The sequence below is a fragment of the Micromonospora sp. MA102 genome, from assembly GCF_025460765.1.
GTDB classification, from domain to species: domain Bacteria; phylum Actinomycetota; class Actinomycetes; order Mycobacteriales; family Micromonosporaceae; genus Micromonospora; species Micromonospora halotolerans.
Map to the genome: position 1 here is coordinate 119,608 of NZ_JAMWEG010000004.1, position 13,998 is coordinate 133,605.

Genomic DNA, 13,998 nt, shown 5'->3' on the forward strand with positions numbered 1-13,998 from the left:
CGGATGCTCGGGCACGCCCTCGGCGTCGATGACGTTGGACGTGTACGCGGGCCTGGTTGGTGACGACCTGGACGCGGTCGCCAACCGGCTGGACGAGGCGGTCGCGGCGCGGGAGGCGGACTGCACGACCGACGGCGCTCCTGTCGGCCTTCGGAAATGGCGAAGCCCAGGCCGATGACCTGGGCTTCTGTGCCGAGCCGCCCGACAGAATCGAACCGTCGACCTACGCATTACGAGCCGGCTCCCGACCGCTGGTCCACCGCCTGATCCCCGTGCACAACCTGGTGTCTCCGCCCGCCATCGTCCGCTCCTGCTCGCCGGCTGGCTGCTCGCTTGGCTGCCCGGGGAGGCCGCCATGGTTGCTCGCTGCTCAATGCATGTGGATTGACCCGTCAGGGGTGATCGGGTCCGACTATCCGAGTCAACTCGCGGAGGCCGGCCACCACGTCGGCGCTGGTGGGAGCCTGGTCGGGGTCGGTCAGCCATTGCGTCATCAAGCCGGACAGCAGAGCCATCTGAACGGCGCCCAGGCTGCGTGCTGCTTCGACGCCGACTGCGTCCTCTTCGACGCCGTTGAGGATGGCCGCCAGGCCCAGTCGCCCCTGGGCCTGGGCTCCGGCGAGGTAGCGGCGTAGGTCCTCGGAGTGTTCGGCCTGGATGAGTGCTTCGATCGAGGCGAGCCACAGAGTGCGATGGGTGGAAAAGGACTCGATGATCCGATCCCACATTGCCTCGTACCGCTCGGCTGGGGCGGCACCTTCCGCGCCGAAGGCAGCCAGGGTGCGGCCTGTCTCGGTGCCCCATTCATCGATGGCGTCGATCAGCGCGGCGTTGAGCAGCGCCTCACGGGAGCCGAAGTGGTAGCCGATGGCAGCCATGCTGACTCCGCCGGAGGCGGCCGTGATGTCCCGGACTGTGGTGCGCGCCCACCCCTTCTCCTCCAGGCAACGGCGGGCCCCGGCGAGCAGATCTTCACGGTTTCCCATGGCCGAAGGTTACTTGATCCTGGTGCGCATGCACGAGACGACCGCCTAATGCGGATGACTTAGGCAAGCGTCTTGCGCAAGCGCCCAATTTGGCGCTACGGTCTTCTCGATCGCAACGAGACGAAGGAGCTGTAGTGAGCGCCATCACCACAAACACCGCCGCCCGCGCCGAACTCGTCATCGACGGCCGCCGGCTGTCCTACCTCGACTTCAGCGGCACCGGCCGACCGCTGGTCGCGCTGCACGGTCACCTGTCGGAGGGGGCGACGTTCGGCCCCCTCGCCCAAGCGCTTGGCCCCGAATGGCGGCTGATCGCCCTGGACCAGCGCGGCCACGGCGAGTCCGACCGCGCCACCGACTACTCACGGGACGGGTACCTCGCCGACCTCCGGGCCGTCCTGGACCACTTGGAGCTGGACCGAGTCGTACTGCTCGGCCACTCCCTCGGCGCCATCAACGCCTACCAGTTCGCTGCCCGCCACCCCGAGCGGGTCAGTGCGCTGGTCAACGCCGAGGGTCCCACCACCTTCGGCCTCGACGGGGCGAACCCCTTGGACTTCCTGCTGAACCTGCCCTACCAGGCACCCACCCGCGACGCGCTTGTCGCGGGCCTCGGCCCGGCGGCGCCGTACTTCTCAGATCGGCTCCGGGAAAACGCCGACGGCACCTGGCGCCTGCCCTTCCACCCCCAGGACATGCACCAGTCCGAGGAGCAGGTCCACGGTGACCACTTGAACCACTGGACCGCCACCACCTGCCCAGCCCTGCTGATCCACGGCACCAAGGGCGTCATCCCGCCCGAGCAGGTCCGAGCCATGGTCGAGCGCCGCGCCGGCACCGTGTCGGCCGAACTAGACGCCGACCATTTCATCTACACCACCGCCCCCGACGCCTTCGCCTCCGCGGTCCGGGCTTTCCTCACCACCCTCTAGGCGTACTGCCCAGGCAGGTTGGTTGAGGTCGTGTGACGACACGACGTAGATAGACGTGATGACGAAGGCCTCCGGTGGTGGGGTGGAGCTGTCTAGGAACCGCTCCGGCGACCAGGAGGCCTTCCTGTCCCACGCTAACGCCGCTTTGACTCCTCGTGCACGTCTGGTGCGGAGCGACAGCGGAGTGCAGGCCGCGCGCGCATTCACATGGCGATGAGCGGTCGCCGCGACATGCGCCTCGTGCGGGCGTCAGTCGGGTGCACGTGCTGTCCGGGGTAGGACCGGGTGGAGGATTAGTGGGCAATCGCAGCCGGCAACCTGAGGGTCCTCTGAAAAGGTTGCGCGACCTCCGATGAGTTCCAGCACGGTCCCGGGTCTTCAGGTACATCCACCCTTCGCGCGCGAATCTGGAGGCATCTTGAAGCTCTTGCTCACGTCAGGCGGCGTCACGAACCCAAGCATCCACTCGGCGCTCGTGCAGCTCCTCGGCAAGCCGGTCGCCGAGTGCCACGCTCTCTGCGTCCCGACAGCACAGTGGGGTCACCCGATGTGCGGTCCGAAATCGGTGCGGGGCTTCGTAGCCGCCGAGCCCGTGTTTCAGTACCTGTCCGGCCTGGGTTGGGCGTCGCTCGGTGTCCTCGAGCTCACCGCACTGCCCACCATCGGCGCGGAGCGATGGGTCCCCTGGGTCCGGGAGGCCGACGTTCTCCTGGTCGACGGCGGCGACGCGACGTACCTGTGCCACTGGATGCGGGAGTCCGGGCTGGCCGATCTGCTGCCATCGCTGCCCGACACGGTCTGGGTGGGAGTGAGTGCCGGAAGCATGGTGATGACGCCCCGGATCGGAACGTACTTCGTCGAGTGGCCGTCCGCGCCGGACGACCGCACCCTGGGAGTCGTCGACTTCTCGATCTTCCCGCACCTGGACGCTTTCCCAACAAACACCCTGGCCGACGCAGAGCGCTGGGCCGCCGAAATCGGTGTTCCGGCCTACGCCATCGACGAACAGACGGCCATCAAGGTCGTCGACGGCTCGGTCGAGGTGGTCTCCGAAGGGCAATGGAAGAAGTTCGCGTCATAGCCGCCCGGCCTCCGTGACGGCTCACCTGGTCCGGCACCCTGAGCTGCGCACCGTGACGCTGGGGATGGCGTTCTACAACCTCGGCTACAACGTCGCCTTCGCGACGCTGGTCCTCTACGCCCAGGACGTGCTCCACGTCGGCACGCTCGGATTCGGCTTGCTGATCGCGAGCGGCGCCCTCGGCGGCATCGCCGGAGGCTGGCTCGCTCCTCGCATCGCCGCCGCACCCTCGGCACGGTCCGCCTACGCGATCACTCTCGGCGTGCAAGCCGCCGCCTGGGTCACAGTGCTGCTGGCCGGCAATCCGTGGGCTGCTGGTGTCGCATTACTGTTCGTAGGCATCGCCTCGACCACTGGCAGCGTCGTCGGCGGCTCCACCCGTCAGCTGCACACGCCCGACGAAATGCTCGGCCGCGTCGTGTCCTCCACCCGCCTCTTCGGCATCGGCTCCGCGGCTCTCGGGTCCGTCCTCGGCGGCGGCGTCGCCGATGCGGGCGGCCTCAGCGCTCCCTTCATCGCCGCAGCAGGATTGCTCGCCCTCGCCTCGCTGGCCTTCGCTGCACCCCACTCGTTAGTGCCGTGACCGCATAGGTTCACCGGCTTTGCGATCGGAGGCTCGGTTGGGCCCGAGTACTCTCGGCGACCTTGGAGGATCGTGGGCAGTACGTGAGGTACCAGCAGGACCGGGCCGTGCTGGCGTCGATCGGGGCTCATCTCGACCCCCAGGTCAGTCGGATCAGCGTGCGGTTGCCTCGGTCGGTGGCTGAGTCGGCGGTCGCTGCGTGGGATCGCGAAGAACTGGATGGGATTGGCGAGGAAAGCCGCGAAGAGTACGAGCTGCGTGACGATGCAGCCGAACTGGCCCTGATCGGCCTGGCGACCACCTCGCGCGGGGTGTGGGACGGCGAGGAGCTCGTCGTCGACCTGGATGTGGTCCAGATCGCGGCCGCCTTGCGGGCTGCGCGGTAGGAGAGGCCGCTACCAACCCGGCAAACCTTCAAGGTCAGAGCGCTAGGCACTTCCCGTCGCATCGACAGAAACGCTTGCCCTGCGCGCACGTCGCCGGAAAGCGTCGGGACCAGCTGGTGTTCACCGCTCCGAATGGCGGGCCGCTTCGCAACACCAACTTCCGGTCACGGGTCTTCGCGCCGGCGGCGGCATCGGTCGGGCTGGCCGGGCTCACGCCTCACGACCTGCGGCACACGGCGGCGAGTCGGTCCGTGGCGGCGGGTGCCAACGTCAAGGCGGTGCAGCGGATGCTCGGACACGCCTCCGCGTCGATGACGCTGGACGTGTACGCGGGGCTGTTCGGTGACGACCTGGACGCGGTCGCCAACCGGCTGGACGAGGCGGTCGCGGCGCGGGATGCGGACTATTTGCGGACTGGCACCGCCGGCGGCGAGGTTGTCGACCTCGGGAAACGGCGAAGCCCAGGTCGTTGACCTGGGCTTCTTCACCGAGCCGCCTGACGGAATCGAACCGTCGACCTACGCATTACGAGTGCGTCGCTCTAGCCGACTGAGCTAAGGCGGCAACGATCGTCAAGTGTACGGCACACCCCGCCGGACGCCGAACGAGGATCCCCCTGACCTCTGAAACGGACATCCGGGAGTTTCGGCACGTGCGCGGGAGAGACTTCGCGCTCGGTCGGGACTACCCTGCGGCGGGTGAGTGACGATCACGTGCCCCCGCAGCAGCCGATCCCCGAGGCGCACCCGGGCGAGCGGGCCAGCCGGCGCCCGCGCAGCCTCGACCCACTGGAGCTGGGTTTCACCCCGCGCAAGCCGGTGCCGTGGCTCGCGCCGCTGCTGCTCATCAGCACCGGGCTGCGGACCCTGCTGGCGATCTTGTTCGGTGCGTACCTGGACAAGCGCGAGTTGCAGAACGCGTTCGGCGACGACACGTTCCGGCAGGTGGGGCCGGACGGCGGGCTCTGGCTGGACTACGTGGCCGACCTGGGCGACGGCTTCGACGCCACGTACTCGGTGGCGTACCTGCTGGCCCGGCCGGAGCTGGAGGTGGACGGGCACCGGCTGCCCCGGGCGCAGACCCTGGTGATGGGGGGCGATCAGGTCTATCCGTCGGCGGCGTACGAGGCGTACGAGGACCGGTGCAAGGGGCCGTACCAGGCCGCGCTGCCGATCGCGCCGCCGCAGCGCCCGACGCTCTTCGCGGTGCCCGGCAACCATGACTGGTACGACGGTCTGACCGCGTTCCTGCGGCTGTTCGTGCGCTCCCGGGACCGGCACTTCGCGGGTTGGGGCACCGGCCAGTCGCGCTCGTACTTCGCCGTGGAGTTGCCCGCCGACTGGTGGCTGCTCGGCCTCGACGACCAGTCCGGGTCGTACCTGGACGACCCGCAGCTCACCTACTTCGACGAGGTGGCCCGGAAGCTCACCCCACGGTCGAAGGTGATCCTGGCGGTGCCGGCGCCGACCTGGGTCAAGGCCCACGACCATCCCACGGCCTACGACTCGATCGACTACTTCATCCGTACGATCGTCGCGCCCACCGGCGCGCAGGTGCGGCTGCTGGTCTCCGGCGACCTGCACCACTACGCCCGCTACACCGGCCCGGAGCGGCAGCTCATCACCTGCGGGGGTGGCGGCGCCTACCTCTACCCGACGCACCAGCTGCCCGAGCGGCTGGAAGTGCCGCCGCGGGACACCCTGGCCCGCCGGTCCAGCCGCACCCGCGAATACGAGCTGGCCGCCCGCTACCCGGACAAGGCCCGCTCCCGGCGGTACGGCTGGGGGATCTTCGCCCGGCTGCCGTTCCGCAACCCGGGTTTCGCCACCCTGCTGGGCACCCTGCACACGCTGCTGATGCTGGCCATGGCCGGGGTGGCGGGCAACCACGTCGGCACCACGGAGCAGCGGCTGTTCAGCGTGCCGCTGGTGATCATGCTGGCGGTGACGTTGCTGGGCGCGGCGTTCTTCGCCAAGCCGCCCAGCGCCGGCGGGAAGCGCCACGCCAGGCACTGGATTCTCGGCGTGACGCACGGGGTGGCCCACGTGGCGCTGGCCGCCGGCGGCACGTGGCTCTGGCTGCAGCTGCCGTTCTACGACTGGCCGTGGCCGCTGCCGGCGGTCGCCGCCGCCGTCCTGTACGGGCCGGTGAGCGGGCTGGTCGCCAGCCAGCTGGTGGCGCTCTACCTGCTCGTGGCGGGATCCTTCGGGGTGAACGTCAACGAGCTCTTCGCCGGCCAGGGCATCGAGGACTCGAAGTCGTTCCTCCGCCTCCGCATCGACCCGGACGGCACATTGACGATCTACCCGATCGCCGTCGACAAGGTCTCCCACTCCTGGCAGCTGAACCCCGACCAGTCCCCCACCTCGAGCTGGATCCTCCCGAAGAACCCCCTGACCGCCCGCCTGGCCGAGCCTCCGATCGTGCTCCGCTGACCGGCACCGAGCCGTCAAGCAGCGTTGATCATGAAGTTAGCGGCAGGAATTGAGATCAACTTCGCCGCTAACTTCATGATCAACGCGAAGAGGCAACGCGGGGAGGCAACGCGGGGAGGCAACGCGGAGAGGTGCGCGGGGAGGCGGGGGCGGGGCGGCGGTCAGGAGTAGTGCTGGTCGTGGGCCTGGCGGGGGGCGCACACGGACGCACGGCTGCACGAGCAGCGGGAGCCGTCGGCGTCGAGGCGCACCGTGACCGAGTCGCGGGGCACGCTGTGGCCGACAACCTTGCCCTCGCCCTCCGGCGTGGAGACGCGGCTGCCGACGGCTGGCGCGGACTCCTGGAACCGCTGGTAGAGCGGGTGCTCGTACTTCAGGCAGCACATGAGCCGGCCGCACGCGCCGGAGATCCGCAGCGGGTTCAGCGGCAGGTCCTGGTCCTTGGCCATCCGGATGGTCACCGGCTCGAAGTCGGTGAGGAAGGTGGCGCAGCACAGGTCCCGCCCGCAGGATCCGATGCCGCCCTGCACGCGCGCCGAGTCCCGGGCGGAGAGCTGCCGCAGCTCGACCCGGCAGTGCAGGGTCGCACCCAGGTCGCGGACGAGGGAGCGGAAGTCGACCCGGTGCGGCGCGGTGAAGTAGACGGTCGTGCGGTCGCTGCCGGTCTCCGGGGTGGCGAAGACGTGGTCGATCGCCACCACCTTCATGGGCAGGCCGTGCTCCCGGATCAGCCGCTTGGCGGCCACCTTGGCGTCGGCCTTCCGGCGGCGCAGCAGCTCGTCGCGGCGCAGGTCGTCCTCGCCGGCCAGGCCGGCGAGGCGGGGGAAGCCCTCGGTGTCCTCGCTGACCCACTGCGCGGCCCAGACGCACTCGGCCACCTCGGGCCCGTCGTCGGTGGGCACCAGCACCTTGTCGCCCACCTGGGGGCGCAGCTCGCCCGGGTCGAGGTAGAAGAGGCGCCCGTACCGGTTGAAACTGACCGCGCAGAGCATGCCCATGTCCACCACCCTACGACCTCCGGACGGATCCGGGCCGGCCGCCCGTCGCCGTCCGGTCACCCGCCGCAGCGATCCATGATTGTCGACTCGACCGAACCGATCCCGACCCCTCGTGTCGTTGGGCCTCGCCCGGACGGCTGAAACATGAGTCAGTTACGGGACAAACGGCGGCCGACCGCGTTGAGTGAAGCCATACCTGCGGGGGGTGCAGGGGAAGCCACGGCGTCGCCGCCGGAGCCCGGCCACGGCCGGTTCGGCGTGCGACGCCGTGGGCTTGCGCGGCTCCGGTCAGTGCCCGATCCGGGTGGTGCCCCCGTAGCGGGGCACGCTCGTGGGCCGGTCCCGCCAGGTCGTCTCGGTGAGGCTCGGCGCCCACTGCCGCAGCAGCGTCTCCGCGCCGTCGTAGGCCACGCCGAGCACGCCCAGCACCCGCGTGGCGATCTCGGCGGCCGCGAAGGCCCCGGACCGGCCGGGCTCGGCCCCCGCGCGGGTGGCGACGTGCACCGTGACCGCCTCGGCCGAGCGCAGCGCCTCGGCCAGCGCCCGGGCCAGCGCGGCCCGGCTCCCCTCCACCCAGTCGGCCAGAGCGTCGGCGTAGCCGGCGGTCGACTCCAGCCGCCCGACCAGGCTCTCCGGCCCCTCGTCGAGGTGCCGGAGCAGGGCGGTGCGGGCCTCGTCGTAGGCCGCGGCGGCCGGCCCGGACCAGGCGACCGGGTCGGCCAGAACGGCGCCGGTGTCGTCGTACCCCCGGACGAGCCGGCGCACGGCGTGGCCGGCGCCGGTCAGCGGCGCCGGGTGCAGGTCGAGGAACTCGCGCACCGCCGCGCCGGGGAGCACCCGCATCCGGCGCAGCAGCGGCCAGAGCCGGTGCCCCTCGGGCGCACCGGCAGCGAGCAGCGCGTCGACCCGGACGAGCAGGTCGAGACCCGGCTCGGCGAGGCGGTCGAGGGCGTCCATCACGCCTCCCGGGCCAGCCGCCGCGCGACGGACTCGTCGGTCGCCGGGTAGCGGTCGGCGGCGCTGCGCAGGGCGGCCGCGGCGGCGGCCAGCCGGTTGGCGGCGGCCTGCGCCTCGCGGGCCCGGTCGCCGGTGGCCTCGGTCCACTGCCGGTGCAGGGCGCGGCCGACCTCGCCGGGCCGGCCGGTGGCGTGGGCGCCGAACGCGGGGTGCGGCGGGTCGGTGGCGGTGACCGTGTGGGCCAGCGTGGCGAGGGTCGCGCCGGCCTCGTCCAGGCGGGCGGCCAGCGCGCGCAGCGTCTCCATGTCAGGCTCCCGCCAGCGGCCGGTAGGCCGCGAAGGTCTCGTTGTGCAGCTTCTCCCGGGCCCACTGCGCCGCGTCGGCGGCGGCGGTCACGGCGGCCTGCACCGAGCCGGCGACGTCCCGAGGGTTGCGCTGGTGCAGCGGGCCGAGGAAACGCACGTCGGTGATCCGACCGCCGGCGGTCACCACCACCTCGACGAGGCCGTCCGGCGAACGGACGGTGACCTCGACCGTCGCCACCGCCTGGTCGAACTCGGCCTGGAGGGTCTCGATGCGCCGGTAGCGCCGCACCGCCTCCTCGATCCAGGCTTCGTCGATCTCCCCCCGTGACATCGGCGGACTCCTCCCGGCTGACCCCGTCACTGAGCGTGCCGCCACCGTCACCGCGTGGCCACACCGGACCGTACCGTAGTCAACAAAGCCTGTCGATGCCCTGTGGACAACCTCGAACCGGCGTCTCAGCCCTTCCACAGGGCGAGCATCATGGCCTCCACCGCGATCCGCGGCTTGACGTTCGCCTCGATCGCCGCCCGGCACTCCAGCACGGCCTCCAGCCGGCGCAGCGCCCCATCGGCGTCCCACTTCTGCGCGCCGGCCGCGGCCAGCGCCGCCGTGTCGGTGTGCACGGGGGCGACCGGCGCCCGCAGCGCCATGGTGAGCGCGTCCCGGTAGAAGCCGGCCAGGTCGACCAGCGCCCGGTCGAGCGCGTCCCGCTGGGCGCGGGTGGCCCGCGACTTCTGCCGCCGTTCCAGGTCCTTGAGCTGCCCGGCGGCGCCCCGCATGGCCCCGGCCGCACCCCGGCCGGTGCCGCCCGCGCCGAGCGCGGTCTGGAGCGCGGCCCGCTCCGACTCGTCCGTCTCGGCGACCGCCGCGGCGGCCTCCGCCTCGGCGGCCTCGATCAGCGCGGAGGCGGCGTCGAACGCGGCACCGACCCCGGTCAGCCGGCGCGGCACGGCGAGCACGGCGTCACGGCGCTGCCGGGCCTCCGGGTCACGGGCCAGCCGCCGGGCCCGACCCACGTGTCCCTGCGCCGCCGCGGCGGCCCATTCGGCCACGTCGGGGGCGATGCCGTCCCGGCGTACGAGCACCTCGGCCACCGCGCCGGCCGGCGGCTGCCGCAGCGGCACGAGCCGGCACCGCGACCGGATGGTCACCGAGATGTCGTCCGGGTGGGTGGAGGGGGCGCAGAGCAGGAAGACGGTACGCGGCGGCGGCTCCTCGATGGCCTTGAGCAGCGCGTTGCCGGCGGCCTCGGTGAGGCGGTCGGCGTCCTCGATGATGACGACCTGCCAGCGGCCACCGGACGGCGTGCTGGCCGCCCGCAGCACCAGCGCGCGCATCTCGTTCACGCCGATGGAGAGCCCGTCGGGCACCACCAGCCGCACGTCGGCGTGGGTGCCGGTGAGGGTGGTGTGGCAGCCGGGGCAGTGGCCGCAGCCGGTGCCGTGCACGCACTGCAGGGCGGCGGCGAAGGCGCGCGCGGCCACCGACCGGCCGGAGCCGGGCGGCCCCGTGAAGATCCAGGCGTGGGTCATCCCGGCGCCGGGGGCGACGCCGTCCGCGCCGTCGCGCGCGGCGCCGGCGGGCTCGTCGAACTCCTCGGCGAGCGCGTCGAGGTCGTCGCCGCCGGCCGGGCCCGCTCCGCCGCTAGCCCGCGCCACCGCCGGGGCGGCGGCGCGCAGCAGGGCGGCGGCCGAGGCGGCGGCCCGCCGGAGCGTGGCCACCGCCTCGTCCTGCCCGACCAGGTCGGCGAAGACGTCCGTCATCGTCGGGGGCGCTCCATCGTCACCAGCTCCGCGTCGGATAACTCGGGCTGGATCGTGGTGTCGGGGCCCTGGGCCGGGCGCGGGTGCACGATGCCGGCCGGGTCGACGAGGAACTCCTCCACCCGCCGGGCGACCGCCGCGGCGATCTCCTCGGCCGGGCGGGACGCGTCGAGCACCAGGTAGCGCTTGGGGTCGGCGGCGGCCAGGTCGAGGAAGGCGTACCGGACCCGCTCGTGGAACGGGAGCGACTCGGCCTCCAGCCGGTCGGTGCCCTGGCTGCGGGAGTCGACGCGGGAGCGGCCGGTGTGCGGGTCGACGTCGAGGAGCACCACGAGGTCGGGCTTGAGCCCTCCGGTGGCCCACGAGGAGAGCCAGGAGACCTCCTGGACCGGCAGGGTCCGCCCGGCCCCCTGGTAAGCCAGCGACGAGTCGACGTACCGGTCGCTGATCACGACCGCGCCGCGGATCAGTGCCGGTCGGACCACGGTGGCCACGTGGTGCGCCCGGTCGGCGGCGTAGAGCAGCGCCTCGGCGCGGGGCGACGGGGCCTCGTCGCCGGAGGTCTCCAGCACCAGCGAGCGGATCCGCTCCCCGATGCCGGTGGCCCCGGGCTCGCGGGTGACCACGACGTCCCGGCCCTGCTCGCGCAGCCGGTCGGCGAGCGCGGCGAGCTGGGTGGACTTGCCGGCGCCCTCGCCGCCCTCGAAGACCACGAAGAGGCCGCTGGAGACGAAGGGTTCGGACGGCATGAGCGGGCGGCCCCGGATCGAGCCCCAGAGGTCGGCCAGGACCGGGACGCCCTTCTTGTCGTCCATCTGGCCGAAGGCGCTGATCCCGGCGAAGATGCCGGCGGCGCCCGCGGCGAGCAGCAGCAGGCGGGTCGAGGAGACCGAGATGCCCAGGTCGGCGATGGTCAGCTGGCGGGAGCCGCCGACGCCGACCAGGAGGCTGCTCAGCGCGATGGCCAGGATCAGCACCAGCCGGGTGCCGATCTGCACCACCGCGAAGACCCGGCCGCGCACCTCGTCGGCGACCTCGCCGCCGAGCAGGGTGGTGCCGGCCAGGAAGGCCATGCCGGCGCCCGCGCCGACCAGGATCGCGCCGAGCATCGCCATGGACAGGTGGATGGCGAAGGCGAGCACCAGCACCGAGGCGCTGGCCAGCACGATGCTCATGCCGAACCAGCGGCGCCGGGACATGTCCCGGACGATCATCGGCCCGAGCCCGATGCCCAGCGCCAGGCCGACGAAGATCGCGCCGAAGAGCAGTGAGAAGGCGGCGTCACCGGCGCCGAGTGAGCTGGCGAAGAACTTCGCGGTGCCGACCACGATGCCGCCGCCGGCGAAGGCGCCGAAGATGCCCAGCACGAGGCCGCGTACCAGTGGGGTCTGGCCGATGTATTTCCAGCCGTCGGCGAACTGGCGGAACATGCTCTGCTCGACGCGCTCCGTCTCGCCGCGCTGGGCCTCGCTGATCTCCTTGATCCCGAGGGCCACCACCAGCGCGGTGGCCAGCCGGGAGAAGGCGTTGAACCAGAGGGCGAGCTGGGCCGGCTCGGCCCAGTCGGGCAGCTCGCCGCCGACCGCCCCGCGGACCCCGCGGTCGAGCACGGCCAGGGCGATGGCCGCGGCCACCGGGGTCAGGCCATACGTGGTGATCAGGGTGAGCTGGTTGGCCGTCTCCAGCCGGGTGCGCGGGATCAGGTTGGGGACCGCGGCCTCCTTGGCCGGGATCCACAGCAGGGTGACCGACTCGATCAGGAACGTGGCGATCAACGCCCAGCCGACCACCAGCCCTCCCGCGGCGCCGGTGAGCGCGTAGAGCGGGATCGAGGCGAAGAGCACGAAGCGCAGCAGGTCGCAGATGACCATCGTCCACCGCCGGTCGAACCGGTCGGCGAAGACGCCCGCCACCGGACCGAGCACCAGCGCCGGGAGCAGCCGGATCGCGGTCACGCCGCCGAAGGCGGCACCCTGGGCGGTGCTGCCGGAGACCTGGGCGGCGGCGAAGAGAGCGGTGGCGAGCAGGCCGAGCCAGTCGCCGAAGGAGGCGACGCCGAGCACGATCCACAGCCGGCGGAACGGCCGGATGCGCAGCACCGACCGGATGGCGGCCGCGCCGGAGCGGTCGGCGGGCGACGACACGCCGGGCGACTCGCCGTTGTTCTGGCTTTCGATGGCCGTACCTCCACGTGCCGGCCCAGAGCTGGGCATCCCCGGTGGAACACTCTAGTCGCGGCGAGCTGCGACCCCCTCCGCGACATTCGCCTGCTCGCCGAGCCTAGGCCGCCGGGACCACCACCCGCAGCCCGGACAGACGCGAGGGTATTTCGCATTGGCGCCCAGACAGTTAGCGTGCACACGTGGCCATCGACCGTGACAAACTTCGCGATCGCCTCGATCGGGCGACCGCCCACCTCGACCCGCCGTACGCGGTGGTCGACCTCTCCGCCTTCGACGCGAACGCCGGCGCGCTGGTCGACCGGGCGGCCGGCAAGCCGGTCCGGATCGCCAGCAAGTCGGTCCGGGTCCGGGATCTGCTGACCCGGGCGCTGGCCCGGCCCGGCTGGCGCGGCGTGATGGCGTTCACCCTCCCCGAGGCGCTCTGGCTCGCCCGCAGCGGCGTCAGCGACGACGTGCTGGTCGCCTATCCGACCGCCGACCGCGGGGCGCTCGCCGAACTGGCCGCCGACCCGGCGCTCGCCGAGGCGGTGACCCTGATGGTCGACGACGCCGGCCAGCTCGACCTGATCGACCAGGTCTGCCCGCCCGGTCGCCGGCCGGCGCTGCGGATCTGCCTCGAACTGGACGCCTCCTGGCGGCCGCTCGGCGGCCGGGTGCACGTCGGCGTGCGGCGCTCACCCGTGCACAGCGCCGGGGCGGCCGGCACGCTCGCCGCCGCCGTCGCCGGCCGGCCGGGCTTCCGGCTGGTCGGGCTCATGTCGTACGAGGCGCAGATCGCCGGCCTCGGGGACGCCCCGCCCGGGAATGCGGTGCTCGGCACGGCCATCCGGGTCACCCAGCGCGGGTCGTACCGGGAACTGCTGGCCCGCCGGGCGGCCGCGGTCGCCGCGGTGCGCGAACACGCCGACCTGGAGTTCGTCAACGGCGGCGGCACCGGCAGCGTGGCCGCCACCAGCGCCGACCCCGCGGTCACCGAGGTCACCGCCGGGTCCGGCCTGTACGGGCCGACGCTCTTCGACGCGTACCGTGCCTGGCGCCCCACCCCGGCGGCGTTCTTCGCCTGCACGGTGGTCCGCCGCCCGGGGCCCGGGCTGGCCACCGTGCTCGGCGGCGGCTGGATCGCGTCGGGGCCGGCCGCGGACAGCCGGCTGCCCCGGCCGTGGCTGCCGGCCGGGCTGAAGCTGCTGGGCGCGGAGGGCGCGGGCGAGGTGCAGACCCCGCTGGCCGGCGACGCCGCCACCGCCCTGCGGATCGGCGACCGGGTGTGGTTCCGCCACGCCAAGGCCGGCGAGCTGTGCGAGCACGTCAACGAGGTGCACCTGGTCGACGGCGACAGCGTGGTGGCCACCGTGCCGACCTACCGGGGCGAGGGCCACGCGTTCCTCTAG

General features: G+C 72.5%; 14 protein-coding genes and 1 tRNA gene. 7 read left to right on the forward strand and 8 right to left on the reverse strand.

The window, feature by feature from the left end:
- Positions 1 to 392 precede the first annotated feature (392 nt).
- Positions 393 to 986: a TetR/AcrR family transcriptional regulator gene (locus NFX44_RS10365; RefSeq protein ID WP_262283290.1), complete on the reverse strand. Its 594-nt coding sequence runs from the start codon at positions 984 to 986 to the stop codon at positions 393 to 395.
- A gap of 134 nt (positions 987 to 1,120) precedes the next feature.
- On the opposite strand from NFX44_RS10365, the gene NFX44_RS10370 reads away from it, so the two are divergent.
- From NFX44_RS10370 to NFX44_RS10390, 5 genes are all read left to right on the forward strand, one after another.
- Entirely contained in the window at positions 1,121 to 1,918 is a 798-nt protein-coding gene (locus tag NFX44_RS10370; RefSeq protein WP_262283291.1) for an alpha/beta fold hydrolase, read from the forward strand.
- Positions 1,919 to 2,336: 418 nt separating this feature from the next.
- Positions 2,337 to 2,999 (forward strand): Type 1 glutamine amidotransferase-like domain-containing protein, encoded by a 663-nt coding sequence (locus tag NFX44_RS10375; protein ID WP_262283292.1) that lies wholly within the window; start codon positions 2,337 to 2,339, stop codon positions 2,997 to 2,999.
- Entirely contained in the window at positions 2,899 to 3,582 is a 684-nt protein-coding gene (locus tag NFX44_RS10380; RefSeq protein ID WP_369015317.1) for an MFS transporter, read from the forward strand. Before NFX44_RS10375 ends, NFX44_RS10380 begins: the two co-directional genes overlap by 101 nt.
- Before the next feature lie 83 nt (positions 3,583 to 3,665).
- A complete protein-coding gene (locus NFX44_RS10385; RefSeq protein WP_262283294.1) occupies positions 3,666 to 3,968 on the forward strand; it encodes a hypothetical protein in 303 nt (100 codons plus the stop codon).
- A complete protein-coding gene (locus NFX44_RS10390; RefSeq protein WP_262283295.1) occupies positions 3,896 to 4,441 on the forward strand; it encodes a site-specific integrase in 546 nt (181 codons plus the stop codon). Before NFX44_RS10385 ends, NFX44_RS10390 begins: the two co-directional genes overlap by 73 nt.
- A gap of 17 nt (positions 4,442 to 4,458) precedes the next feature.
- On the opposite strand, the gene NFX44_RS10395 is transcribed toward NFX44_RS10390, so the two are convergent.
- A tRNA-Thr gene (locus tag NFX44_RS10395) sits at positions 4,459 to 4,532 on the reverse strand.
- Between the two features lie 149 nt (positions 4,533 to 4,681).
- On the opposite strand from NFX44_RS10395, the gene NFX44_RS10400 reads away from it, so the two are divergent.
- Positions 4,682 to 6,403, forward strand: a complete 1,722-nt coding sequence (locus NFX44_RS10400; RefSeq protein WP_262283563.1) for a metallophosphoesterase — start codon at positions 4,682 to 4,684, stop codon at positions 6,401 to 6,403.
- A 161-nt stretch (positions 6,404 to 6,564) separates the two neighbouring features.
- Here the strand turns inward: NFX44_RS10400 and NFX44_RS10405 are convergent, their stop codons facing one another.
- The 6 genes from NFX44_RS10405 to tmk form a co-directional block, all read right to left on the reverse strand.
- Complete coding sequence (locus NFX44_RS10405; protein ID WP_262283296.1) at positions 6,565 to 7,401, reverse strand: regulatory iron-sulfur-containing complex subunit RicT; 837 nt, start codon at positions 7,399 to 7,401, stop codon at positions 6,565 to 6,567.
- A gap of 288 nt (positions 7,402 to 7,689) precedes the next feature.
- Positions 7,690 to 8,358 (reverse strand): hypothetical protein, encoded by a 669-nt coding sequence (locus tag NFX44_RS10410; RefSeq protein WP_262283297.1) that lies wholly within the window; start codon positions 8,356 to 8,358, stop codon positions 7,690 to 7,692.
- Positions 8,358 to 8,663, reverse strand: coding sequence for a hypothetical protein (locus tag NFX44_RS10415; RefSeq protein WP_262283298.1), 306 nt, complete (start codon positions 8,661 to 8,663; stop codon positions 8,358 to 8,360). Before NFX44_RS10415 ends, NFX44_RS10410 begins: the two co-directional genes overlap by 1 nt.
- 1 nt (position 8,664) lies before the next feature.
- Positions 8,665 to 8,994, reverse strand: a complete 330-nt coding sequence (locus NFX44_RS10420) for a YbaB/EbfC family nucleoid-associated protein (RefSeq protein WP_262283299.1) — start codon at positions 8,992 to 8,994, stop codon at positions 8,665 to 8,667.
- A 125-nt stretch (positions 8,995 to 9,119) separates the two neighbouring features.
- The gene (locus NFX44_RS10425) at positions 9,120 to 10,427 is read right to left on the reverse strand and encodes a DNA polymerase III subunit delta' (protein WP_262283300.1); all 1,308 of its coding nucleotides are present in this window, start codon (positions 10,425 to 10,427) and stop codon (positions 9,120 to 9,122) included.
- Entirely contained in the window at positions 10,424 to 12,640 is a 2,217-nt protein-coding gene (gene tmk, locus NFX44_RS10430) for a dTMP kinase (RefSeq protein ID WP_262283301.1), read from the reverse strand. The genes NFX44_RS10425 and tmk overlap by 4 nt, the downstream gene beginning before the upstream one ends.
- A gap of 149 nt (positions 12,641 to 12,789) precedes the next feature.
- Here tmk and NFX44_RS10435 point away from each other — a divergent pair, with 149 nt between their 5' ends.
- Complete coding sequence (locus NFX44_RS10435; protein WP_262283302.1) at positions 12,790 to 13,998, forward strand: amino acid deaminase/aldolase; 1,209 nt, start codon at positions 12,790 to 12,792, stop codon at positions 13,996 to 13,998.